At 69.8% G+C, this 23,047-nt stretch carries 19 protein-coding genes and 1 rRNA gene; 8 read left to right on the top strand and 12 right to left on the bottom strand.

The genetic code is table 11. From position 1 onward, the window contains the following. Positions 1 to 31 precede the first annotated feature (31 nt). The 5 genes from ACH35V_RS23740 to ACH35V_RS23720 form a co-directional block, all read right to left on the bottom strand. The gene (locus tag ACH35V_RS23740) at positions 32 to 1,036 is read right to left on the bottom strand and encodes an ATP-dependent DNA ligase (RefSeq protein ID WP_395975718.1); all 1,005 of its coding nucleotides are present in this window, start codon (positions 1,034 to 1,036) and stop codon (positions 32 to 34) included. 273 nt (positions 1,037 to 1,309) lie between these two features. Further along, entirely contained in the window at positions 1,310 to 2,575 is a 1,266-nt protein-coding gene (locus tag ACH35V_RS23735; protein WP_395975161.1) for a class I SAM-dependent methyltransferase, read from the bottom strand. Between the two features lie 85 nt (positions 2,576 to 2,660). Beyond that, positions 2,661 to 4,028 carry an FAD-binding oxidoreductase gene (locus tag ACH35V_RS23730; RefSeq protein WP_395975160.1) on the bottom strand — a complete coding sequence of 456 codons (1,368 nt, stop codon included), beginning with the start codon at positions 4,026 to 4,028 and terminating at the stop codon, positions 2,661 to 2,663. A gap of 387 nt (positions 4,029 to 4,415) precedes the next feature. Further along, entirely contained in the window at positions 4,416 to 4,940 is a 525-nt protein-coding gene (locus ACH35V_RS23725; protein ID WP_395975159.1) for a DUF1707 and DUF4870 domain-containing protein, read from the bottom strand. 36 nt (positions 4,941 to 4,976) lie between these two features. After that, positions 4,977 to 5,783 (bottom strand): polysaccharide deacetylase family protein, encoded by an 807-nt coding sequence (locus ACH35V_RS23720; RefSeq protein ID WP_395975158.1) that lies wholly within the window; start codon positions 5,781 to 5,783, stop codon positions 4,977 to 4,979. Positions 5,784 to 5,987: 204 nt separating this feature from the next. Between ACH35V_RS23720 and ACH35V_RS23715 the strand changes: the two genes are divergently transcribed. Then, positions 5,988 to 6,359 carry a hypothetical protein gene (locus ACH35V_RS23715; RefSeq protein WP_395975157.1) on the top strand — a complete coding sequence of 124 codons (372 nt, stop codon included), beginning with the start codon at positions 5,988 to 5,990 and terminating at the stop codon, positions 6,357 to 6,359. A gap of 294 nt (positions 6,360 to 6,653) precedes the next feature. Here the strand turns inward: ACH35V_RS23715 and ACH35V_RS23710 are convergent, their stop codons facing one another. Beyond that, entirely contained in the window at positions 6,654 to 7,628 is a 975-nt protein-coding gene (locus ACH35V_RS23710) for a DUF4192 domain-containing protein (RefSeq protein WP_395975156.1), read from the bottom strand. 155 nt (positions 7,629 to 7,783) lie between these two features. Here ACH35V_RS23710 and ACH35V_RS23705 point away from each other — a divergent pair, with 155 nt between their 5' ends. Next, a complete protein-coding gene (locus ACH35V_RS23705) occupies positions 7,784 to 9,835 on the top strand; it encodes an ATP-dependent DNA helicase (RefSeq protein WP_395975716.1) in 2,052 nt (683 codons plus the stop codon). 141 nt (positions 9,836 to 9,976) lie between these two features. On the opposite strand, the gene ACH35V_RS23700 is transcribed toward ACH35V_RS23705, so the two are convergent. The 3 genes from ACH35V_RS23700 to ACH35V_RS23690 form a co-directional block, all read right to left on the bottom strand. Beyond that, the gene (locus tag ACH35V_RS23700; RefSeq protein WP_395975155.1) at positions 9,977 to 11,188 is read right to left on the bottom strand and encodes a pyridoxal phosphate-dependent aminotransferase; all 1,212 of its coding nucleotides are present in this window, start codon (positions 11,186 to 11,188) and stop codon (positions 9,977 to 9,979) included. Positions 11,189 to 11,288: 100 nt separating this feature from the next. After that, positions 11,289 to 13,799: an ABC transporter permease gene (locus tag ACH35V_RS23695; RefSeq protein WP_395975154.1), complete on the bottom strand. Its 2,511-nt coding sequence runs from the start codon at positions 13,797 to 13,799 to the stop codon at positions 11,289 to 11,291. Then, a complete protein-coding gene (locus ACH35V_RS23690) occupies positions 13,796 to 14,590 on the bottom strand; it encodes an ABC transporter ATP-binding protein (protein ID WP_395975153.1) in 795 nt (264 codons plus the stop codon). The genes ACH35V_RS23695 and ACH35V_RS23690 overlap by 4 nt, the downstream gene beginning before the upstream one ends. 212 nt (positions 14,591 to 14,802) lie before the next feature. Between ACH35V_RS23690 and ACH35V_RS23685 the strand changes: the two genes are divergently transcribed. The 4 genes from ACH35V_RS23685 (at position 14,803) to ACH35V_RS23670 (ending at position 19,025) form a co-directional block, all read left to right on the top strand. Continuing rightward, complete coding sequence (locus tag ACH35V_RS23685) at positions 14,803 to 15,498, top strand: TetR/AcrR family transcriptional regulator (protein ID WP_395975152.1); 696 nt, start codon at positions 14,803 to 14,805, stop codon at positions 15,496 to 15,498. A 49-nt stretch (positions 15,499 to 15,547) separates the two neighbouring features. Beyond that, entirely contained in the window at positions 15,548 to 16,549 is a 1,002-nt protein-coding gene (locus tag ACH35V_RS23680) for a diiron oxygenase (RefSeq protein WP_395975151.1), read from the top strand. Positions 16,550 to 16,605: 56 nt separating this feature from the next. Beyond that, positions 16,606 to 18,093 (top strand): flavin-containing monooxygenase, encoded by a 1,488-nt coding sequence (locus ACH35V_RS23675; RefSeq protein WP_395975150.1) that lies wholly within the window; start codon positions 16,606 to 16,608, stop codon positions 18,091 to 18,093. 119 nt (positions 18,094 to 18,212) lie between these two features. Further along, positions 18,213 to 19,025 carry an SDR family NAD(P)-dependent oxidoreductase gene (locus tag ACH35V_RS23670; protein WP_395975149.1) on the top strand — a complete coding sequence of 271 codons (813 nt, stop codon included), beginning with the start codon at positions 18,213 to 18,215 and terminating at the stop codon, positions 19,023 to 19,025. A gap of 4 nt (positions 19,026 to 19,029) precedes the next feature. Here ACH35V_RS23670 and ctaD read toward each other — a convergent pair whose 3' ends face one another. Further along, positions 19,030 to 20,664, bottom strand: a complete 1,635-nt coding sequence (gene ctaD / locus ACH35V_RS23665) for a cytochrome c oxidase subunit I (RefSeq protein ID WP_395975148.1) — start codon at positions 20,662 to 20,664, stop codon at positions 19,030 to 19,032. 92 nt (positions 20,665 to 20,756) lie between these two features. On the opposite strand from ctaD, the gene ACH35V_RS23660 reads away from it, so the two are divergent. Continuing rightward, positions 20,757 to 21,272 carry a DUF523 domain-containing protein gene (locus tag ACH35V_RS23660; protein WP_395975147.1) on the top strand — a complete coding sequence of 172 codons (516 nt, stop codon included), beginning with the start codon at positions 20,757 to 20,759 and terminating at the stop codon, positions 21,270 to 21,272. A gap of 559 nt (positions 21,273 to 21,831) precedes the next feature. Here ACH35V_RS23660 and ACH35V_RS23655 read toward each other — a convergent pair. Then, positions 21,832 to 22,272 (bottom strand): RidA family protein, encoded by a 441-nt coding sequence (locus ACH35V_RS23655; protein ID WP_395975146.1) that lies wholly within the window; start codon positions 22,270 to 22,272, stop codon positions 21,832 to 21,834. A 179-nt stretch (positions 22,273 to 22,451) separates the two neighbouring features. Between ACH35V_RS23655 and ACH35V_RS23650 the strand changes: the two genes are divergently transcribed. After that, entirely contained in the window at positions 22,452 to 22,862 is a 411-nt protein-coding gene (locus ACH35V_RS23650) for a tetratricopeptide repeat protein (protein ID WP_395975145.1), read from the top strand. Positions 22,863 to 22,921: 59 nt separating this feature from the next. Here the strand turns inward: ACH35V_RS23650 and rrf are convergent. Further along, positions 22,922 to 23,038, bottom strand: a 5S ribosomal RNA gene (gene rrf / locus ACH35V_RS23645). Positions 23,039 to 23,047 lie beyond the last annotated feature (9 nt).

Raw genomic sequence — 23,047 nt, 5'->3', positions numbered from 1 at the left:
CGTGAGTGGTGGTGGGTGGGACTCGGGGGGTTCAGGTGGCGAAGGGTGGGACCTGGGTCGTGTTCAGGTCTGGGCGGAGGCGGACGAATCTGACTGGGTGGCGCCAGCGTCCCTGCTCGACGGCGGTGTCCGCGCTGATTTCCACGACCGTCTCCGGTTCTGTTCGGACGTAGCGGATCGGCGGATGCGTCCCGTATGGGCCGCCTGCGAATCCGGCGGGCAGTTCCGCGGGCCATGGGTGGTCGGGGCCGGCGTGCCGGAGGACGTCGCCTAGCGACGCGCGGGCCTCGGGCGGGAGCGGCGTGGTCCGCGCGACGACGCGGAGACGGCCGTCGGCGTCGTGGCGGCCGAGGATCAGCGACTCGGGCGCCTGCCGGGTGCCGGTCACGCCGCCGACGATCGCCTCGGTGGTGACGCGGCGCTTCACCTTCCGCCAGCGGCGGCGTCCTTCCAGGTAGGGGCCGTCGGCGTCCTTGACGACGAGACCCTCTACGCCCTGCGCGGCGAGGGCGTCGAACCACACGCGTGCCTCCTCCGCGTCGGACGTCTGCGGCACGGCGACCACCCGCGCGGATGCCGCGTCGGCGTCGCCGAGGAGGGCCTCAAGGACGGCGCGGCGGGCGCGCAGCGGGCGGGGCCGCAGGTCCTCGCCGTCCGATTCGAGGACGTCGAACACGACGTAGTGGCAGGGTTCCGTCTGGGCGAGTTCGGCGCGGCGGCGTCCGGCGACGTGGCGGCGCTGCAGCGCGCCGAAGTCGAGGCGTCCGCCCGTCCCCCAGCGGACGATCTCCCCGTCGACGACCGTGCCGGGCGCCAGGCGCTCGCGGACGGCCGTCACGATCTCGGGGAAGGCGTCGTCGAGGCGGGTCCGGCGGCGGGACGACAGGCGGACGGCGCCGTCCTCGCCCACCATCGCGATCGCCCGGAAGCCGTCGAACTTCGGCTCGTACCGGCAGCCGCCCGGGCACGACTGCGGCAGCGGGATGTGGTCGACGGCCGCGGCCAGCATCGGCCTCACCGGGGACCGGATGTGCATGGCCACGCGTCCCCCCGAACTCGACCGTCCCGATCGCCGCGTAGCCTCCGTACCCCCGTCCACCTGCGTCGATATCCGGGCAGGACGAATGTTGACCCGGGGTTGGACGCCCAGAGGTCATCCCGGGGATGGACGCCCGGAGGTCATCCCGAGGTTGGACGCCCAGAGGTCATCGCGGCGTCGGGTGCCGGAGATCATCCGGGGGCGGACGCCGGGAGGGCCGTTCCGTCCGGTGCGTGGGCGGACGGGCGGGCCCGGGTTCGAGGTGCGGCGTCACGAACCCCAGTCGGGGCGGAGCGGCATGTGGCTGACGCCGTGGTCTCCCAGCTTCACACCGAGCGTCTGGTGCAGCTGGATCCAGTTCTGGTTGAACCCGAGCACGCAGCCCGCCATGTACACACGCCACACGCGGGCGGTGCCCTCGCCGACCTCGGCTACGGCCTCGTCCCAGTGGTCGTCGAGGTTCTCGCACCAGCCGGTCAGCGTGCGGGCGTAGTGCTCGCGCAGGTTCTCCTGGTGGCGGATCTCGAACCCGGCGTCGTTCATCTGCATCTGGATGTAGCCGGGGCCTTCGAGTTCGCCGTCCGGGAACACGTACCGGTTGATGAACCCGTTCTCCTTGCGGGGCGGCGCCAGGTTGTCCGGACGGGTGATGGTGTGGTTCAGCATCCGCCCGCCCTTCCGCAGCTTCCCGTACAGGAACGAGAAATAGGACGGCAGGTTCTTCTTCCCGATGTGCTCGGTGAGGCCGATGGAGCTGATCGCGTCGAAACCGGTCTCGGTCACGTCCCGGTAGTCCAGATGGCGGACCTCGGCAAGGTCGGACAGCCCGCGGTCAGCGATGGCCTTCTGCGCCCACTCGGCCTGCTGCTTCGACAGCGTTACGCCAAGCGCCTTGACTCCGTACTCCTTCGCGGCGTGCATCACCATGCCGCCCCAGCCGCAACCCACATCCAGCAACCGCATTCCTGGCTTCAGCGCGAGCTTCCTCGCCACCAGGTCGTGCTTGTTGAACTGCGCCTCTTCCAGCGTCGCGTCCTCTCGGGGGAAGCACGCGCACGTGTAGGCCATGGACGGGCCGAGCACCCATTCGTAGAACGTGTTGGACACGTCGTAGTGGTGCGAGATGGCCTTGGCGTCACGCCTCTTGGAGTGCCGCAGCCACGACGGGATGCGGCTGAACGGCGCCTCCTGCGGCGGCGGGTCCAGCCGGCGCGTGATCGCGCCGCGCAGCAGCGGGTCGCCCAGGACCGCGCCGAAGATCCGCGCCTTGTCGCGCGCCGTCACGTCGCCGAGCACCTGCTGCATGGTCGTCAGCGCCGTGATCATGTCGCCGTGGATGTCGAGCATCCCGGTGACGTAGGCGCGGGCCAGTCCCAGCGCCCCCGGCGAGTGCAGCAGGTACGACACGGCGAACGGCGAGCGGACGTCGACCCGGATGTCCGCGCCGGGCACCCCCGCCCGCGAACCGTCGTACGCCGTGAACTCCACTGGCGCCTCAGCCCCGGCGAGCTGCTCGAAGACCCTGGCCAGCGTCATTGTGATCCCTCCTGTCTCTTCGCCCCGGTCAGGGCGGCGAACGCCGCCGTCCCCGCCGGGGCACTCCCCCGATGCGGACGCCTGGTCAGCGCCCGCGTACGCACTTGTCGTAGAGGTCCAGCAGCCGCTCGCCGGGGTCGTACGTCCCCTTGAGCCGCCGGTAGGTCTCCCCGTCGTAGTACCGCCAGAACTCGTCCCTGCTGTAAAAAGCAGTCGAGTAGAGGGACTTGTGCCCGTCAAGGGCCGCGACCCTCCGCTCGATGAGCCGATTGTGGTATTCGGGGATCTGCCCTGGGGGGAGCCGGACCGTCCCCCAGAAGCCGACGTTCACGTATGGCCGTCCCTCGTCCAGCGGATACAGCGGCCACCGCTCCTTCGCCCGCAGCGGACACAACCAGATCGGGCTCATGCCGACCTTGTCGTGGAAGAACTCCAGGAACTCCGGCAGGCGCTCGACCGGAACCTCGATGTCCTGGATGACGTCCTCACGCGGCCGCAGCCCGCGCCACCGCTCCACCCGCGCGACGAAGTGGTACCGCCGGTCGTACGCGACGAGCTTGCGGTACACGTCGGAGCGCTTGTACTTGTCGGGCCACAGCCGCCGGACGGCCGGATTCTGGACGCCGAACGCGCCCGAGCACCAGAACCAGTCGGTGTCCCAGCGCCACAGGTAGTCGCGGATCGTCAGGAAGTCGACCGACCGTTCCCGGATCGACTTGTAATAGATCCTCTGACCTGTGTAGTCGGATGTGTACGGCGCCGAGTCGGCGAAGAATCCGAGCGTTATGTACTGCTCTCCGGGTCCGAAGACCGTTCCGTCCAGGAAGTCGACGGATTCGCCCTCGAACGTTCCCGACTCGGTGATCTCGCCCATCACGCGGGACAGCTCCGCCGCGTCGCCGAACCGGAGGTGCCTCAACCGGACGTACGGGCTGACGGGCCTGAGCTCGATCTTCAGCCGCAGCGAGTAGCCGAGCGTCCCGTAGGAGTTGGGGAAGCCGTAGAACAGGTCGGCGTGCTCGTTGTCCTTGGTCGCGGTGACGATCTGCCCGTCGCCGGTGAGGACCTCCATCTCCAGGACGGCCTCGTGCGGGAGCCCGTCGCGGAACGACGTCGACTCGATGCCGAGCCCGGTCACCGCGCCGCCCAGCGTGATGGTCTTCAGCTGCGGGACGACCGTCGGCATCAGCCCGTGCGGGAGCGTGGCGTCGACGAGGTCCTCGTACGTGGTCATGCCCTGGACCTGGGCGGTCCGCTCGTCCGGGTCGACGCTCAGCACCTTGTCGAAGCCGGACACGTCCAGGCCGGGCGCGTCCGAGGGGTCGCGCCAGCGGAACAGGTTGGAGGTCCGCTTCGCCAGCCGCACCGGCGTCCCGGCCGGGATCGCCTCGTAGGACCTCCTGAGCGCCTCCACCGCCCGCTCGTGGCCACCCTTGATCGCAAGCTCCGTCATCTGCCCCTCCCGGACACAGTTAATCGATCATCCCATGGACGGTCCACTCGACTCGGACGTTAGGGGGGTCACAGGAAGGAAGGGGAATAAAGCCGCATGCGCATACATCGACGTCGTTTCATCTCCCGGAGGCGACAGAACCGCAACAGTGCGGCCACGTCAACCTTTCCCCGAAGCCCCACACCGACAAACCATGAACACCAAGCCGCCCGCGACCACCTCACCGAAGCCGCCCCCGCCCACCACGAAACATGACCCGTACACCCCGCCCCAACGCCACCACCCCGCCGAGCGCCAACACCCAGCAGACCACACCCCGGCCCCCACGAACCCCCAGGCCCCAACGCCGGGGTGTTGTGGTTGTTTGTGAGGGGTCGGGGGCGGTGGCTATTTTGCGAAGCGCAGGATCCAGGGGTAGCGGAATGTGCGGCCGGCGAGGGCGTAGATCGCTGCGATGGCCGACAGGATCCAGGCCACCGCGTAGATCACGCCGCCGACCCCGAGGGTGGCGGTCGTGAACAGCAGAAGCGTCAGGTGGAAGTTCACCGCCTCCGCCGCCTGCCGCCGGACGTACTCGGAACGTTTGCCGCTCACCAGCATCAGCACCAGCGGCCCGACGAAAAGTGTCGGGACCGCGATGGCATGCGCCGCCGCCGCGAGCATGCGGTCCTCCCCCGTGGGCGCCTCGGCGTGCCCCGGCGGGACGGGCGCCTTCCGGGGCACGGGAACCAGGTCGCGGGTCACCGCGCCCAGGTCGTTCCGTGTCTTGGCCGTCATCGCCAGGTGCATCCGCATGTCGAACTCGTCGTGGTCGAGCCGGCCGTCGGCGTACGCGTCCTGAAGGCGTTCGATGACCGGTTCCCGTTCGGCGTCCGAGACCCTCAGATCCCCCACCGCGTAGCTGCTGTCCATACCTTTCATGGTCGGCGCAGCCGCCGCCCCGGGATATCAGGGAAGACCCTGAGGCTCCCCTGAATTCAGCTGGACGTACTCCTTCCCAGGCGTGAGGCGCCCGCCGAACAGCTCCGACACCGTCACGAACACGTACCCCTCGGCCGCCAGCCGGTCGATGATCTTCGGGACGGCCTTCACGGTCGTCCGGTGGATGTCGTGCATCAGCACGATGTAGCCCGGCTTCGCCGCCTCCAGCACCCGGCGCTCCACGTCCTCGGTGTCGCGGCTGTCCCAGTCCTGCGGGTCGACGGTCCACAGCACCTGCGCCAGGCCCAGTTCCCGCGTGATCTCGGCCAGCCGCTTGGACGTCGACCCGTACGGCGGGCGCAGCATCGTCGGCGTGACCCCGGACGCCCGCCGGATCGCGTCCTGCGTCCTGGTCAGCTCCGAAAGGATCTTCTTCTTGGACGCCCTTCCGAGGTTGGCGTGCGAATAGCTGTGGTCGGCGATCTCATGCCCGGCCTCATGCTCGCGCCGGACGAGTTCCGGGTGCTCGGCCACGTTCTTCCCGATCAGGAAGAACGTCGCCTTCACCCGCCGGCCCGCGAGGATGTCCAGCAGTTCGCCAGTGCTCGCCGCCGGGCCGTCGTCGAACGTCAGCGCCACGCATTTGGCCCGCGTGCAGTCGGGAGGCGGCGGCTTCGGCGCGGGTTCGGGCGCCTCGGGCGGCGAAGGGCCGTTCCGCTGCGTCACGGCGAACTCGACCCGCCCGGCGGACGGCGCCAGCGTGCTGAGCCCCCCGCAGATCGCGGCCGCGAGCACGGCGGCCGCCCCTCGCCGGACCAGGTTCGGCCCGTCCATCAACACCCCCGCTGCACCCCCGCTGCCGATGCCCCCCGAGCCGCCAGTCTAGGGCTCGCTCCCCCGCCCGCCGCGGACGCCGCCGCTGTGTCGGAAACCCGCCGCTGTGTCGGGAACCCGCGGACGCCGAACCATCGTTATCGTCGTACATCACAACCGGCCGCGGAACAGTTCCGGGGCCGCCACCAGACGACGGGGCAGGCCATGAGGTTCCGGGACCGATTCGGGATCCGCAAGAACCGCGGATCAACGGTGACGAGGCTCGACCGCGAGGCGACCGACGCCGACATCGAGGCGCTGATCGCCTTCGCCCGCTCCCGCCGCGGCGTCGAGTTCTTCGTCGAGCCGGAGACCTTCGCCACCGACACCACCGCCGTCGCCGTGGCCCACGACGGCGAGTGGACCCGCCGCCGCGTCGGCTCCCCCAAGGTCATCGGCAAGGTCGCGCGCGACCTCGGCCTCCCGGTCTACGACGTCCAGATCGTCGGCTACCCGCCCCGCATGCGCGCCTGGAACGAACGCCACCCCGACCGCCGCATAGACCCCGGCACCCCCGGCCAAGCCGTAGCCCCATAACCCGTAAGCGCCAGGCAGGGATGACACGCAGCCTGACCGCATGAACATCGCCGCACCGCCGCACTCCTAGCGCTACGCGAGTTGGCGCCGCGCGCGCCGGGCACGAGCACACCAGCGGCGCCCGCGCTGCCGGCACGCGCGCTGACGCCCTAAGCGCCGGTAACACAGGCACTGGGGAGACAAACGCGGCGGTGATGTGCCGCCATCCGGAGGCGTGGGCTCGCTCGGACGCACGTGCCGGTGATTCGTGTGCAGGCGGCTCGCGCTGGGGACATACGGGTGGGTGAGGGTGGTTCAGCAGGCCTTTCGTTGCTGGTTGTAGTAGGCGGTGGCCAGTTGGTCTGAAGTCATGCGGAGGCGGAGTTTTGAGGGTGGGATGCCGGCGTTGATCACCTCCCGGAGGATCACGGCCATGGAGTAGGCCGGGTCGGCGTCCAGGGCTCGTTCGATGGCGACGTTGGCCAGGCCGCCGTCGCCTGCGGAGTAGGCGGCGAAGGCCAGGAGAGACGCTGGGGCGGGGACGTAGGCCTCCTCCACGCGGCGGACGACGTCGCGCCAGAAGGCGATGTCGGTGGCCGGGGCGTCCTCGTCGATGCGGATCCAGGCCTCGTCGCGGAAGCGCAGGTCGGTGAGGAGGACGCCGAGCCAGGCGACCTCGTCGTCGGCCGGCGGGGTGCCGGCGCGGGAGAGAAGGGCGTGGACGAAGGCGAGGCTCTCGTCGGGCGGGTCGGGGCGGGAGAGCAGGCGTATCTCGGCGCGTTCGGTGGCCTCGCGCATGGAGGCGCGGACGGGGCCGTCCAGCGGCTGGACGGAGCGGACGAGTTCGGAGCGGTCGGCCAGGACGACCTGGCCGTCGAACGTCGCTTGGGCGGCGACGACGCTGGCGGAGATGTCGTAGGGGACGCCCTCGGGTGGGCAGCAGTCGTCGTCGCAGGTGAGCGACCACCAGCGGCCGTCGGCGACGCGGACGGCCTCGGCGACGGGCACGCCGGCGGAGTCGAGGGCCGCGCGCACGGTGGCGGCGGACTCGCGGACCTCGCCGTCCGGGCCGTAGCCGAGCAGGAGGGAGCGGCGGAAGCCGTTGCCGGCGAGGAGTGCGGCGACTCGTTCGGCGGCGTCCGACGACGGTAAGTCGAGCCGCATCGCGCATGTGCCGTTGCCGCCGCTCTCGAAGCCGATCACGACGAGGCTCCGGGACGGGTGGAACCCCAGCATGTAAGGGACGGCTGCGATGGCGTCTTGCGCGGAGCGGATCACCAGGGCTGTCATGTCCTCGACCCTCGCAGCCGAGGACCGCCGGGCGACACCGCGGCTGAAAATGTGGATAACTCGTCCCGGGACGCGAGTGTCCGCGGCGGGCGGTAGCGTTGGGCGACGTGCCCGCCCCTGATCTGCTGAACGGCAGCGATACCCGTATTCCCGACATGGCGACGCTGCTCGCCGCGGCCGTGTCCTCCATCGGAGGCGCGGAGCGCCCCGGGCAGGTGACGATGGCGCACGCGGTCGAGAAGGCGATCGAGTCCGGCGAGCATGTCGCCGCGCAGGCCGGTACCGGCACCGGCAAGTCGCTGGCCTATCTGGTCCCGGCGATCCGGCACGCGGTGGAGAAGCAGACGACGGTGGTCGTGTCCACGGCAACGATCGCGCTGCAGCGCCAGCTCGTCGATCGGGATCTGCCCCGGCTGGCGGAGTCGCTCGGGCCGCTGCTCGGGACGGAGCTGAAGTTCGCGATCCTCAAGGGACGCCGCAATTACCTGTGCCTGCACCGGGTGCAGACGGGCGTCCCGGAGGAGGACGAGGGGCCGAGCCTGTTCGACCCGCAGCAGCTGTCCACGCTCGGACGGCAGGTGAAGCGGCTGAACGAGTGGGCCGACGAAACCAAGACCGGCGACCGGGACGAGCTGGTGCCCGGGGTGGGCGAGCAGGCGTGGCGGCAGGTCGCGGTCACCGCCAGGGAGTGCCTGGGCGCGCAGCGGTGTCCCCACGGCACCGTGTGCTTCTCCGAGCTGGCCAGGGCTGAGGCCGGTGAGGCGCACATCGTGGTGACCAATCACGCGCTGCTGGCGATCGACGCGCTGGAGGAGTTCCAGGTCCTGCCCGAGCACGACGTGGTGATCGTGGACGAGGCGCACGAGCTGGTCGACCGGGTCACGTCCGTCGCGACCGGCGATCTCAGCGCGGCGGCGGTGGAGACGGCGGCGCGCCGGTGCGGGCGGCTCATCGAGGAGGCCACGGCCGACCGGTTGAAGGAGGCCGCGGAGGGGCTCGGACTGCTCCTGGAGGATCTGCAGGCCGGACGCATGGACGTCCTGTCCCCGGCCCTGGGAAACACCCTCGCGGTCGTACGGGACGCTGCGCACGCCTGCATCACCGCGCTCGGGCCAGAGAAAAAGGATGCCGAGCCTGGCGACATGGCGGCGCGCAAGGCGGCACGGTCGTCGCTGGAAGAACTCCATGACACGGCCGTGCGGGTGCTGGAGGCGTTCCAGCCGGAGATGGCCGAGCGGTTCGATGTGGTGTGGCTGGAGAAGCCGTTCGTCCAGGACGGGCGGCCCAGGCGTCCGCCGGCGCTGCACGTCGCGCCGATCGGGGTCGGCGGCCTACTGCGGACGACGCTGTTCGAGCAGCGCACCGCGATCCTCACGTCGGCGACGCTCACGCTGGGCGGGTCGTTCGAGCCGCTCGCCCGGCAGTGGGGCCTGCCGCCGCTCGACGAGGGCTCGTCACGGGACGCGAAGACGGCGGCCGAGGGCCTCGCCCAGACCGCGACGGAGAAGCGCGAAGTGTCGGAAGTGGTGTGGTCGGGCCTCGATGTGGGGTCGCCGTTCGACCATCCGAAGGCGGGCATCCTTTACGTCGCGCGACATCTGCCGCAACCCGGACGGGACGGTCTCGCCGACGCCTACCTGACGGAGATCACCGAGCTGATCGAGTCGGCGGGCGGCCGCACCCTCGGGCTGTTCTCGTCGATGCGGGCGGCCCGGCAGGCGGCCGACGAGCTGACGGACCACCTGTCCCACCCGCTGCTGTGCCAGGGCGACGACTCCACGTCCCTGCTGGTCAAGCAGTTCGCCGAGGACGAGCGGACCTGCCTGTTCGGCACCCTGTCGCTCTGGCAGGGCGTGGACGTGCCCGGCCCGTCCCTGCAGCTCGTGATCATGGACCGCATCCCGTTCCCGCGTCCGGACGACCCGGTGTCGTCGGCGCGGTCGCGGGCGGTCGCGGCGCGCGGCGGCAACGGCTTCATGGCGGTCGCCGCGACGCACGCCGCGCTGCTGCTCGCGCAGGGAGCGGGGCGGCTGCTGCGCTCGATGGACGACCGGGGCGTCGTGGCCGTCCTCGACCCGCGACTCGCCACGGCCCGCTACGGCGCTTTCCTGAAGAGCACGCTCCCGCCGTTCTGGGCCACGACCGACCCGGACATCGTCCGCGGCGCCCTCCGCCGCCTGGACGCCGCCGCAGCCGACCACGCCTGAACGCCGCCGTGGGCCGACCTCGCCTGAAACGCCGCCGCAGGCCGACCTCGCCTGAAACGCCGTGGCGGACGACCGCGTCTGAAACGCCCCTCGGCCGACCGCGTCGGAACGCCACCGCCTCCGCGAAACGCTGGGCGGAGGTCAGCGGCGGTAGGTGGTGAGGAAATCGCCTATGCGGCCTACGGCATCTTCGAGGTCGTCGGCGTACTGGAGTGTGACGACGCGGAAGTGGTCGGTGGACGGCCAGTTGAACCCCGTCCCCTGGACGACGAGGAGTTTCTGCTGTTCGAGCAGGTCGAGGGCGAAGCGCATGTCGTCCTCGATCGGATACATCTCGGGGTCGAGGCGCGGGAAGACGTACAGCGCGCCCATGGGACGGACGCAACTCACCCCCGGCAGGTCGTTCAGCAGCTTCCAGGCGCGGTCGCGCTGCTCGCCGAGCCGTCCCGTCGGCAGGACGAGGTCGTCGATGCTCTGGTAGCCGCCGAGCGCGGCCTGGATGGCGTGCTGGCCGGGGACGTTGGGGCAGAGCCGCATGTTGGCGAGGATGTCCAGGCCCTCGATGTAGGAGTCGGCGTGCTCCTTGGGGCCGGTGAGCACGACCCAGCCCGCGCGGAATCCGGCGACGCGGTAGTTCTTCGACAGGCCGCCGAAGGTCAGGCACAGGAGGTCGGGGGCCAGGGACGCGATCGGGATGTGCTCGGCGTCGTCGTACAGGATCCGGTCGTAGATCTCGTCCGCGAAGATGATCAGGTTGTGCCGGCGGGCGAGCTCGACGATGCCGGTGAGGACCTCGCGCGGGTAGACGGCGCCGGTCGGGTTGTTCGGGTTGATCAGCACGAGCGCGCGCGTCCGGTCGCCGATCCTGGCCTCGATGTCGTCCAGGCCGGGCGCCCAGTCGGCGGACTCGTCGCACAGGTAGTGGACGGGCGTCCCGCCGCACAGCGACACGGCGGCCGTCCACAGCGGGTAGTCGGGCGCCGGGATGAGGACCTCGTCGCCGTCGTTGAGGAGGGCCTGCAGCGTCATCACGATCAGTTCGGAGACGCCGTTGCCGAGGTAGACGTCCTCGACGTCCACGCCGGTGACGCCGTCGTCCTCCAGCCGCTGCACGATGGCGCGGCGGGCGGGCAGGATTCCCTTGGAGTCGCTGTAGCCGTGCGCGTCGGGAAGGTTGCGGACCATGTCCTGGAGCAGTTCCGGCGGAGCCTCGAAACCGAACGGGGCCGGGTTGCCGATGTGCAGCTTGAGGATGTTGTTGCCCTCGGCCTCCAGCTGCTTGGCGCGCTTGAGCACGGGGCCGCGGATGTCGTAACAGACGTTGGTCAGCTTGCCCGACTGGTTGACCTGCATGGACTCACCATAGCCACGGGCGGTCCGCCGCGTCCCGTCTCCCCGCCCACCGGGTCCCGTCCCCCTGCCGATGTGCAGGCCAGGGGGACGGGGGCGGCGGTCACGGGGCGGAGATCGCGGACAGGATCGCCAGCCGTGCCGCGCGCCGCGCCGGGCGGATCGCGGCGAGCGCTCCGGCGACCGCGCCGACCAGCGCGACGATCACCAGGGTGAGGACGGGCGGCGCGAACGGGTTGCCGAGCGCGCTGCCGAGCCCCCAGCCGAGGAACGCGCCGAGCCCGATCCCGCCGCCGGTGCCGAACAGCGCGACGATCACCGACTCCCAGCGGACCATCGACCTGATCTGCGGGCGGGTCGCGCCGACCGCGCGCAGCAGCCCGAGTTCCCGGGTCCGCTCGTGGACGGCCAGCGACAACGTGTTGGCGATGCCGAGCAGCGCGATGACGATGGCGAGGATCAGCATCCCGTAGACGACGGTGATGAAACCCTGCTGCTCCTCCGTCTGCGCCGCGACGAAGTCGTCCCGCGTCTGGACCTCCGGCGCGCCGTACGGCTTGGCGAGCGCGGTGAGCGCCCGCTGCGCGTCGGCGACGGACGCGCCCGGCTTGAGGACGACGAACGCCCGCGTGTCCAGCGGCTGCCGGGTGTGCGCGTTCCACACTGTCCGAGGGACGACGTAGTCTCCGGTCATGTCGGTGTTCTCGTAGACGGCGCCGACGGTGAGCCGCTGCGACGCGCCGTCCGCGAACGTGACCGGGACCTGCGCGCCGGGCCGCCAGCCCTTGTCGTCGGCGACGCTCTTCGACACGGCGAGCGCGCCCGCGTCCGACATGGCGCCCTGCGTGACGTCCAGGTCGAGGACGCGGCCGAGGGCGGCCGGGTCGGCGACGCTCACGGTGGACGCGTCGCCGTCCACGCGCATGCTGCCGGTTCCGGCGCCCGCGACCCGTTCGACCTGCGGCAGCTTCGCCGCGTCCTGGACGAGGCCGGTGCCGAACCCGCCGGTCTCGTTGCCCCCGGAGTTGACGACGAGCGGCCCCTTGAACGACCCGGCGACGTTGTCCTCCAGCGACTTGCCGAGCGACCCGATGAACACCGTCATCAGCGTGACGACGCCGACACCGATCATCAGCGCGGTCGCGGCGCCCGCGGTGCGCTTCGGGCTGCGGGCGGCGTTGTCGCGGGCCAGCGTCCCGGACACGCCGCGCGTCCGCGCCGCGGGCCCGCCGATCAGGGCGGCGACGGGACGCGCCGCGACCGGGCCGAGCGCGACCATCGCGACCACGCACAGGATCGCGCCCGCGCCCGCCATCGCCATCTGCTCGGTGACCGCGCCGAACACGACGGTCCCGGCGGCGACGGCCGCGAGCACGCCGCCGACGATGACGCGGGTGTCGGTCGGGCGGGCGGACTCGGCGGCGACCTCGCGCAGCGCGGCCAGCGGCGCCACCCGGGACGCCCGCACCGCGGGCCCGAGCGCCGCGACCAGCGTGACTAGCAGCCCGACCGGGACCGCGATCAGGAGCGAGGTGGCCGAGACGGTGAGCCCCTCCATCGCGATCCCGATGCGGAACTGCGTGAACAGCCACCGGAGCAGCGCCGCGAACCCCATCCCGCCGGCGAGCCCGGCGGCGGTCGCGGCGGCGCCGATGACCAGCGCCTCGAACCCGACGATCGTCATGACCTGGCGGCGGCCGGCGCCGAGGGCGCGCAGCAGCGCCGACTCGCGGGTCCGCTGCGCCATCGTGATCGCGAACGTGTTGTGGATGCTGAACGCGGCGACGAGCAGCGCCACCCCGCCGAACGCGCCGAGGACGGTCCGGAAGATCTGGAGGAATCCGGACTCGACCTGGGACATGCCCTCCTCGACCTGTGCCTTGTTCGTGACGGCCTCCGTCCCGGCGGGCAGGACGGGCTTGATGCGGGACGCCAGCTCGTCCTGGCTGACGCCGTCGTCGGCGCGGACGTAGACGCCGCTGATCCGGTCGGGCGACTTCGCGACGTACCGGCGGGCGCCGTCCAGGCTGAACGCCGTGAACGACGTCTCGCCGAACGCCTCCTCGTCGCCGAACATGCTGATCCCGACGACGGTCACCGGGACCTTCTCCGGCGTGAGCACCGCCGTCCGGTCGCCGACCTTCAGCTTGCCCTCGTCGGCGAACATCTTGTTGATGACGACCTCGTCGGGTGCGCGCGGCGCCCGGCCTTGGGCCAGCCGGTACGGGTTGAGCTTCGGGTCGGTCAGCCAGTTGCCCGCGGTGCGCGGGCCGCGCGACTCGACGATCGCTCCGTCCTTGGCCAGTAGCTGCCCTGAGCCTTGGATGACCGGTTCGGCGTTGGCTACTCCGTCCACCTGGCGGACCTTGTCCAGGGCGGACGCGTCGATCTGGCCACGCGAACCCCACGGCTCGTCGCTGACACTGGTCGAGTTGCGGACGCTGACGTCCGTCTTGCCGAACGACTGCGAGTAGTACCCGTCGATGCTTCCGGCGAGGGTGTCGCCGAGCACGAGCGTTCCCGTCAGGAACGACACGCCCAGGAAGACCGCCACCAGCGAGCCGACCATCCGGCGCTTGCGTCCCCACAGTTCCTTGAACACGAGCCTGATCATCGGTGGTCCCCCAGCCCGCGCATCCGGTCCAGCACCCGGTCGGGTGTGGGCGCGTCCATGACGTCGACGATGCGGCCGTCGGCGAGGAACACCACCGAGTCGGCGTGCCCCGCGGCGACCGGGTCGTGGGTGACCATCGCGACCGTCTGGCCCAGGTCGTCCACGGCGTTGCGAAGGAGCGTCAGCACCTCGGCGCCGGTGCGGGAGTCGAGGTTGCCCGTCGGCTCGTCCGCGAACACGATCTGCGGGCGGGTGACCAGCGCGCGCGCCAGCGCCACCCGCTGCTGCTGCCCGCCCGACATCTCGGACGGACGATGCGAAAGCCGATCCCCCAGCTTCAGGACGCGCACGACCGTGTCCAGCCATTCCCGGTTCGGACTCGTCCCGGCCAGGGTCATCGGGAGGACGATGTTGTCGCGGGCCGTGAGCGTCGGGAGCAGGTTGAACGCCTGGAACACGAACCCGATGCGCTCGCGCCGGAGCCTGGTCAGCCGCCGGTCCGACAGCGCGCCGAGCTCCTGGTCGCCGACGTAGACCTTGCCGGACGTCGCGTCCTCCAGCCCCGCCACGCAGTGCATCAGCGTGGACTTCCCGGCGCCGGACGGCCCCATGATCGCGGTGAACCGCCGCTCCGGGAGTACCACGCTGACGTCGTCGAGCGCGCGCACCGCCATGTCGCCGGTCCCGTACACCTTCGTGAGATGGACCGTGCGGGCGCCGCCCTCCCCGGCCGCCGCGCCGCCCGCCTTGTCGTCGTTGATCGATCGCCTTGCCTCTGCTGCGTTTTCCATGCCGGGATCGTGGCGTCGCGGTCCGCCGCGCGTCGTCGGGTGAGGAGATGCACCGCGCCTGCGCCCAGCGAAGCACCCGGGCGCCCCCGCCTACGTCCTCCGGGGTACGCCGCATCCCTCCCGAAGATCAATAAGACTCGATGTCCAATTGTGATGCGGGCAACATACATGCAGGCTTGCTTGCTTGTATGTCCGCTCGTACCGTCGGAGGCGTGACAGTGAGCAGCCGCCGACGCCACCGCCATGTGCCGTCCCGCCGCCGGACGCAGGAGGAGCGCAGGTCGCGCACGCAGGCCAGCCTCCTGGAGGCCACCATGGAGTGCCTGGTGGACCTCGGCTGGTCAGGGACGTCCACCACGGAGGTCGCCCGCCGCGCCGGAGTGTCGCGCGGGGCGCAGCAGCACCACTACCCCACCAAGATGGTGCTGGTCGCGGCGGCGCTGGAGCATCTGCTTGAGGCGCAGCGGCTGGCGTACGAGACCGCGTTCGCGGCCCTGCCGCCCGAGCGGCGCGACGTCTCCGGCGCGCTCGACCTGCTGTGGGAGGTGTTCCGCGGCCGTCCGGCCAAGGCCCTCACAGAACTGGCCGTCGCGGCCCGCACCGACGACGAACTGCGCCCGCTGTGCCGCGACCTGAACGAGCGGATCCTCCAGGTCATCCTGGAGGTCTTCGAGCGGCTGTTCCCGGAGAACACGCTGCCCCCCGACTTCGTCCCGACGATGCTGCGCGGCGTCTTCGCGATGTTCGTCGGACTGTCCATCCAGAACGCGCTGGACGACGACGCCGACGGCCACCAGGCCGCCGTGCTGCGCCAGGTCAAGGACGTCGCGCGGCTGATCGTCCCGGGCCCCGGGACGCCCGTGTCCGCGCCTTCCGACCCTCCCGCACGCCCCGACCCAACCTCCTGAACGCCCCGTCGGCCGCGGCCGACCGCACCACCCCGAGGGAGCGCCCGACATGCCGAAAGCCCCCACCGAACTCGCCGAAGAGGTCCGCGAGCAGGTCAAGGACAAGAAGTCCTATCTCGGCGTCATCGACCGCCTGAACAAGGCGTCGGTCGACAAGCACTGGGAGGCCTACGCCGACATCCCGTGGGACGACCCCGAGTTCACCGTCGACAAGAACGACCCGCGCTGGGTGCTGCCGCCGTTCGACCGGCTCGGCGAGACGGCCTGGTACCAGTCGCAGCCGCCCGAGATCCAGGCGCAGATCGGGCTCTGGCGCGTCGCGACCGCCATGAAGATCGGCCTGCAGTTCGAGAACCTGCTGAAGCGCGGGCTGCTGAACTACGCCTACCGGCTGCCGAACGGACGCCCCGAGTTCCGTTACGTCTACCACGAGACGACCGAGGAATGTCACCACGGGATGATGTTCCAGGAGTTCGTGAACCGGACGAGGATGCCGATCCGCGGCATGCCGCGCTCGCTCAGCCTCATCGCGCAGGCCGCGCCGTGGATCCCGCTGGTCAGCACCGAGATGTTCTTCATCTTCGTGCTCGGCGGCGAGGACCCGATCGACTACGTCCAGCGCAAGTCGCTCAAGGGCGGGCACATCAAGCACCCGCTCGAAGAGACCATCATGAAGATCCACATCGCGGAGGAGGCCCGGCACATCTCGTTCGCCCGGCACTACCTCAAGCACCGGGTGCCGAACATGAACCCGCTGCGCCGCCGGATCCTCGGCGTCGCGACGCCGATCGTCCTCGGCGTGATGGCGCGGATCATGCTGTCCCCGCCCGGTCCGATGGTGCGGCACTTCGGCATCCCGAAGGACGTCGTCCGCCAGGCGTACAAGAGCGAGGCGTCGATGGCGGAGATCTCCAACTCGGTCGGCAAGATCCGCGACCTGATGGCCGAGCTCGGCGTGATCAGCCCGGTCGGCAAGCAGGTGTGGAAGGCGTTCGGCATCTGGGACGAGCCGAAGCAGCGCCGCGCCGTCGAGCCCGGCAAGGCCACGTGACCATGACCTCCCCGGCAGCCCCCGCGGGACCCGCGGGACCCGCAGGGAGGCCCGCCGTGGTGACGCCCGCGGCCGGGCCGGGCGGCCCGTACAAGGTCGTCGTCGTCGGGACGGGCTTTTCCGGCCTCGGCATGGCGATCGGGCTGAAGAAGTCCGGCGTGCACGACTTCGTCATCCTGGAGAAGGCGGACGAGGTCGGCGGGACGTGGCGGGAGAACACCTATCCCGGCTGCGCGTGCGACATCATGTCGCTGCTGTACTCCTACTCGTTCGAGCCGAACACCGGCTGGTCGCGGATGTTCCCGAAGCAGCGGGAGCTGCTCCAGTACATCAAGGACATCGTCGACAAGTACGACCTGGCGCAGCACATCCGGTTCAACACGGAAGTGACCGGGTCGGAGTACGACGACGCCACCGACACCTGGCAGGTGTTCACGGCGGGCGGCGAGGTCGTCCGGGGGCGGGCGCTGGTCTCGGGCATGGGCCCGCTGCACCGGCCGAGCGTCCCCGACCTGCCCGGCCTGGCCTCGTTCGAGGGGACGACGTTCCACTCGGCCGAATGGGACCACTCCTACGACCTGACCGGCAAGCGCGTCGCGGTGATCGGGACGGGCGCGTCCGCGATCCAGTTCGTCCCGCAGATCGCGAAGCGGACCGGGCACCTGACGGTGTTCCAGCGGACGCCGCCGTGGATCATCCCGAAGCCCGACCGCCCCGTCACCGGGCTGGAGCGGACGCTGTTCCGGCGCATCCCGATCGTCCAGCGCGGGTACCGCAACGGCGTCTACCTGATGCAGGAGAGCTTCGTCCTCGGATTCAAGAACCCGAGACTGCTGAAGGCGGCCAGCACACTCGCCCGCCTGCACCTGGCGCGCCAGGTCCCCGACCGGACGCTGCGCCGCAAGCTCACGCCCGACTACACGATGGGCTGCAAGCGGACGCTCGTGTCCAGCGACTACTACCCGGCGCTGATGCGGCCGGACGTGGAGCTGACCACCGAGGGCATCGCCGAGGTCCGGCCGCGTTCGATCGTCACCCGGGACGGACGCGAGCACGAGGTCGACGCGATCATCTTCGGCACCGGCTTCCACGTCACGGACGCCTTCGAGGACGCCCGCATCGTGGGCCGGCAGGGCCTGAAGATCCAGGACGCGTGGAAGGACGGCATCCAGGCGCATCTCGGCGTCGCGGTCGCGGGCTTCCCGAACCTGTTCCTGCTGCTCGGCCCGAACTCCGGCCTCGGCCACAACTCGATGATCTTCATCATCGAGGCGCAGGTGCGGTACGTCCTGCAGTGCCTGGCGATGCTGGACGGGTCGGGCGGCTCGCGGATCTCCGTCCGGCCGTCCGTCCAGGACCGGTTCAACGCCTGGGTGCAGCGCAAGTCGGAGGGTGCCGTGTGGGTGGCCGGGGGCTGCGACAGCTGGTACCTGGACCGGAGCGGCGTCAACCGCGCCGCGTGGCCCGCGTCCACGATCAGCTTCTGGATGCGCACACGCAAGCTCGACCCACGCGACTTCCAGATAGAGACGGCGTCCAGATAGAGACGGCGACCCGCCCTCGTGACAGGCCGGGCACGCCCCCTAGAATCGCCGTAATTGAACACCAAATCCAATTAGCCGCCCCCTGCCGTTCGCGGCGTCCAACATCGAGCGGAGCCCCCATGAGCATCGCGATCGTGACCGGAGGCGCGTCCGGCATCGGCCGTGCGATCGCCACGTCCCTGGTGACGCGCGGCGACACCGTCGTGGTGACCGACATCAACGCCGAAGGCGCGGCGCACGTCGCCGACAAGCTGAACACCCTCGGCAAGGGCAAGGCGGCGTCCGCCCCGCTCGACGTCACCGACGCCGCCGCCGTCGCCGCCCTCTACCAGGGCGTCCACGCCGACCACGGACGCCTCGACCTGGTGTTCAACAACGCCGGCATCGCCATCGGCGGCCTCGCCGAGGAGTTGACGCTTGACCACTGGAACCGCGCGATCGACATCAACCTCAAGGGCGTCGTGCACGGCGTCCACGCCGCCTACCCGATCATGCTGGAGCAGGGCCGCGGCCACATCGTCAACACCGCCTCGCTCGCCGGGCTCGTCCCGATGCCGATCGGCATCCCCTACACGGCGACCAAGCACGCGGTCGTCGGCCTGTCCCTCGGCCTGCGCGCGGAGGCCGCCGGACGCGGCGTCAAGGTCAGCGTCGTCTGCCCGAGCTTCGTCGACACGCCGCTGCTCCACAACGTCAACCCGGACCTGCCCGAGACGCCGATGAGCGGCGACGCCACCGGCGACATAGCCAAGGCGTCCCCGCGCCTCTACACGGCCGAGAAACTGGCCCGCGACATCATGCGCGGCATCGCCAAGAACCAGGCGCTCATCGTCGCGCCCGCCCACGGCCGCCTCGCCTGGCGCGGCGTCCGCCTCAACCCGGGCGCCGCCGTCCGCGTGGCGCAGGTGGCCGTGAGCCGCATCCGCAAGTGACCGGCTACCCGTCCACCTTGGGATAGTGCAGGTCGAACGCGGGCCGCTCCGAACGGATCTGCGGGATCGACGTGAAGTTGTGCCTCGGCGGCGGGCAGGACGTCGCCCATTCCAGCGAATTCCCGTAGCCCCACGGATCGTCGGCGTCCACCGGGCTGGTACGCCGCGACGTCCGATACACGTTGTAGAGGAAGAACAGCGTAGATATCCCCAACAGGAACGCCCCGGCGCTGGAGACCCGGTTCAGCCCCGCGAACTCCTCGGGATAGTCGGCGTACCGCCGCGGCATGCCCTCGGCCCCGAGCCAATGCTGGACGAGGAACGTCGTGTGGAAGCCGATGAACAGCGTCCAGAAATGGACCTTCCCCCACCCTTCATGCAGCATCCTCCCCGTCATCTTCGGCCACCAGAAGTAGAAGCCGGCGAACATCGCGAACACGACCGTCCCGAAGACGACGTAGTGGAAGTGCGCGACGACGAAGTAGGAGTCCTGGACGTGGAAGTCCAGCGGCGGCGAGGCCAGGATGACGCCGGTCAGCCCGCCGAACAGGAACGTCACCAGGAACCCGACGGAGAACAGCATCGGCGTCTCGAACGTCAGACTTCCCCGCCACATCGTCCCGACCCAGTTGAAGAACTTCACCCCGGTCGGCACCGCGATGAGGAACGACATGAACGAGAAGAACGGCAGCAGCACCTGACCGGTCGTGAACATGTGGTGCGCCCACACCGACATCGACAGGCCCGTGATCGTGATCGTCGCGCCGACCATGCTGAGGTAGCCGAACAGCGGTTTGCGGCTGAATACGGGAATGATTTCGGTGACGATGCCGAAGAACGGCAGCGCGATGATATAGACCTCGGGATGCCCGAAGAACCAGAACAGATGCTGCCACATCAACGCGCCACCATGTGAGGCGTCGAAGATGTGCGCACCGAGCCGCCGGTCCGCCTCCAGCGCAAGCAGCGCCGCGGCGAGGACGGGAAACGCCATCAGCACGAGAACACTCGTCAGGAAGACGTTCCACGTGAAGACCGGCATCCGGAACATCGTCATTCCCGGGGCCCGCATTCCCACGATCGTCGTGACGAAGTTGACGCCGCCGAGAATCGTCCCGAACCCCGACAGCGCCAGCCCCATGATCCACATGTCGGCGCCGATGCCCGGCGACCGCAGCTCGCTGCTCAGCGGCGCGTATCCCGTCCAGCCGAAGCTCGCGGCGCCGCCCGGGGAGATGAACGACGCGAACAGCATCAGGCCGCCGAACAGGAACAGCCAGTAGCTCATCATGTTCATCCGCGGGAACGCCACGTCCGGCGACCCGATCTGCAGCGGCATGATCACGTTCGCGAAACCGACGAACAGCGGCGTCGCGAACAGCAGCAGCATGATCGTGCCGTGCATCGTGAACATCTGGTTGTACTGCTCGTTGCTGACCACCTGCAGCCCCGGCTCCGCCAGCTCGCCGCGGATCACCATGGCCATCAGCCCGGCCAGCAGGAAGAACGTGAACGACGTGATCAGGTACAGGTACCCGATCACCTTGTGGTCGGTGGTGGTCAGCCAGGACACGAGCACCGAGCCCCGAGGACGCGGCGAACGGCCCGCCTCCCGGAGTGGACGGCCGAGAAGGACCATGCCGGCCTCCCTGTGGACGGGCGATTCCACCACTATTCGCCGCACCCCTGGGCGACGCAAGCCGTGCCCGTGACCCGCATAGGCTGGAGCACGTGGAACGCATTCTGGTCAGCTCCTGCCTGATAGGACGGCCCGTCCGCTACGACGGCGCCGCCAAACCAGTGGGCGACGACCTCTTCGAACGCTGGCGCACCGAGGGCCGCCTCGTCCCGTTCTGCCCCGAGGTGTCAGGCGGCCTGACCGTCCCCCGCCCACCGGCCGAGATCGTCGGCGGCGACGGCCACGCCGTCCTAGACGGCACCGCCCACGTCCGCACGGACACGGGCGAGGACGTGACCGCCGAATTCCTCCACGGCGCCCGCCAGGCCCTCGACACCGCCCGCCGCTCCGGCGCCCGCATCGCCCTCTTGAAGGAGGGAAGCCCGTCCTGCGGCAGCCACCAAATCTACGACGGCACCTTCACCGGCACCCCCGTCCCCGGGGACGGCGTCACAACCGCCCTCCTAAAACGCGAAGGCATCCAGGTCTTCAGCGAAACCGACCTCCCCGCACTGAACGCCCTACTCCAAACCCTAGAAACCACCCCGCACCCACCCCCCAAGCCCTAACAACCATCAGCACACGAAGGCTGCGCCGCTGGCACATCCCCCACACCAACGTCGCGCGGCGGCCGCGCCCTTTAGCGGGCTACCCAACGCCGTCACACACATCTGACCGCAGGCGCTGGTGCAGCCCTGCATCGTCCAACCTGCTACGCAACTCCTTCCGCTAAGCCTCCCGCGCCGACTGAGCCGCCATCGCCAGGCCCTCAACCGGCCTACACCGCCCCGACCGAGGCGGCGGCTGGATTTCGCCCGAGACCTGGGGCAGGCGATCGTGCGGTTGCGGAAGACCACCTGGAACGAGTTCGTCCCATTCCTCCAGTTCGACCCCGAGATCCGCACGGTCAACGCCCTGTGGACACTTCCCAACGAGTAAGCCGCACGCAACAAGCGCGTCCACCTGGCCATAGTGAGCCTGGACCCACCGGCACCGGCCACAAACGCTGGAAGGCAGCCTGCCCGCAGCCCGCAAGTAGCCCGAACAAGATCGAGTTACACCCTTAACTGGACAGTCCCTGGCATGCTGGAGCGCCGCGGCGGCGACTGTTGTTCATCGGTACCGACCTCACAGTGGTTGGCTCGTGCCATTCTCAGTGTTGGGCGCGGCGGACGGGTCGGGCGCGACGGCGATGGCCTCGATCTCCAGGAGCCAGGCGTCATCGTAGATGTCCGTGATGATGATGGTGACCGCAGGGCGGTGGTCGCCGAGCGCCTCATGCCGGATCCGGGAGTTGAGTTCGCGGTAGCGCCGGTCGGACAGGTAAATGGTGACCTTGGCGAGGTTCTCAACGGTCATCTCGGCAGCAGCGAGCACCGTCTTGACGTTGTCCCAGGCCAGGCGGCATTGCGCGGCGAAGTCAGCCGGTACGTCGCCCTTAGTGGTCCATGGCGGTTGGCCGCTGATGTACAGGGTCCGCTGCGCCCCACGCACCAACGTTCCGTGGGTATAAGCCGGCGACGACTCAGGCAGGTCCGCAGGATCAATCGGCTCGATCACGAAAGACATCACTTTCCTCATCGCAGAGAGATAAGCGGGACAATGCTCTGAACGTTCGCCCACTTTAAGGCTGCGCTCACGCCACGTCGACCAAATATGTAGCCAAGAAACTGGGCTCCCCAGCCGCCGCACTGCCGCCAACACGACGATGTACAGATCACGGACTGATTCTCGCCCAGCGGACAGATGTGAGCCACGTTCTCTCCGCTACTACGAGCAGCAGAGGCTGCTGGCGTCCGAGCGGACGCCCCGGTGGCGACCGCGAGCATCCCGAGGCCGTCACCGACCAGGTCATTCGAACTCGGGCGTTGTTCGCGGCGGGTCTTGCGGGGTCGCGGCGGCGTCAGGCGGCGATCCAGTTCGCCAGCACTCTGCGTAATCTGGGCCGGGCCGGGGAGAGTGTCGCGTTGCTGGCCGCGGAACGCGACGCGGTGTCCGACGAGCTCGACGACGCCGTCACCGCGTTCCTGGCCCTGGCGCTCACCGATCTCGGACGGGACCGAGAAGCCGCGGCGCTCGCGCTCGGGGCCCTGTCACGCCACCTTCCGCGCTACAACCGCTCACTCGCCCACTACGCGAAAGCCCTCATGGAAAACTGACCCGCCACAGAAATGAGAAAGGCCCCGCCGATAACGGCGGGGCCTTCCCCGTAATAAATGTCCGGCGGTGTCCTACTCTCCCACACAGTCTCCCATGCAGTACCATCGGCGCTGAAGGGCTTAACTTCCGGGTTCGGGATGGGACCGGGTGTTTCCCCTTCGCCAAAACCACCGAACGCCCAACG

The sequence above is a fragment of the Actinomadura sp. 1N219 genome (assembly GCF_044326405.1).
Taxonomy (GTDB): Bacteria; Actinomycetota; Actinomycetes; order Streptosporangiales; family Streptosporangiaceae; genus Spirillospora.
This window is presented reverse-complemented; position numbering and strand designations above follow the sequence as displayed.

Coding starts and splice junctions, on each gene's coding strand:
- ACH35V_RS23740 (WP_395975718.1), bottom strand. CDS start 1,036: ATGCACATCCGGTCCCCGGTGAGGCCGATGCTGGCCGCGGCCGTCGAC.
- ACH35V_RS23735 (WP_395975161.1), bottom strand. CDS start 2,575: ATGACGCTGGCCAGGGTCTTCGAGCAGCTCGCCGGGGCTGAGGCGCCA.
- ACH35V_RS23730 (WP_395975160.1), bottom strand. CDS start 4,028: ATGACGGAGCTTGCGATCAAGGGTGGCCACGAGCGGGCGGTGGAGGCG.
- ACH35V_RS23725 (WP_395975159.1), bottom strand. CDS start 4,940: ATGGACAGCAGCTACGCGGTGGGGGATCTGAGGGTCTCGGACGCCGAA.
- ACH35V_RS23720 (WP_395975158.1), bottom strand. CDS start 5,783: ATGGACGGGCCGAACCTGGTCCGGCGAGGGGCGGCCGCCGTGCTCGCG.
- ACH35V_RS23715 (WP_395975157.1), top strand. CDS start 5,988: ATGAGGTTCCGGGACCGATTCGGGATCCGCAAGAACCGCGGATCAACG.
- ACH35V_RS23710 (WP_395975156.1), bottom strand. CDS start 7,628: ATGACAGCCCTGGTGATCCGCTCCGCGCAAGACGCCATCGCAGCCGTC.
- ACH35V_RS23705 (WP_395975716.1), top strand. CDS start 7,784: ATGGCGACGCTGCTCGCCGCGGCCGTGTCCTCCATCGGAGGCGCGGAG.
- ACH35V_RS23700 (WP_395975155.1), bottom strand. CDS start 11,188: ATGCAGGTCAACCAGTCGGGCAAGCTGACCAACGTCTGTTACGACATC.
- ACH35V_RS23695 (WP_395975154.1), bottom strand. CDS start 13,799: ATGATCAGGCTCGTGTTCAAGGAACTGTGGGGACGCAAGCGCCGGATG.
- ACH35V_RS23690 (WP_395975153.1), bottom strand. CDS start 14,590: ATGGAAAACGCAGCAGAGGCAAGGCGATCGATCAACGACGACAAGGCG.
- ACH35V_RS23680 (WP_395975151.1), top strand. CDS start 15,548: ATGCCGAAAGCCCCCACCGAACTCGCCGAAGAGGTCCGCGAGCAGGTC.
- ACH35V_RS23670 (WP_395975149.1), top strand. CDS start 18,213: ATGAGCATCGCGATCGTGACCGGAGGCGCGTCCGGCATCGGCCGTGCG.
- ctaD (WP_395975148.1), bottom strand. CDS start 20,664: ATGGTCCTTCTCGGCCGTCCACTCCGGGAGGCGGGCCGTTCGCCGCGT.
- ACH35V_RS23655 (WP_395975146.1), bottom strand. CDS start 22,272: ATGTCTTTCGTGATCGAGCCGATTGATCCTGCGGACCTGCCTGAGTCG.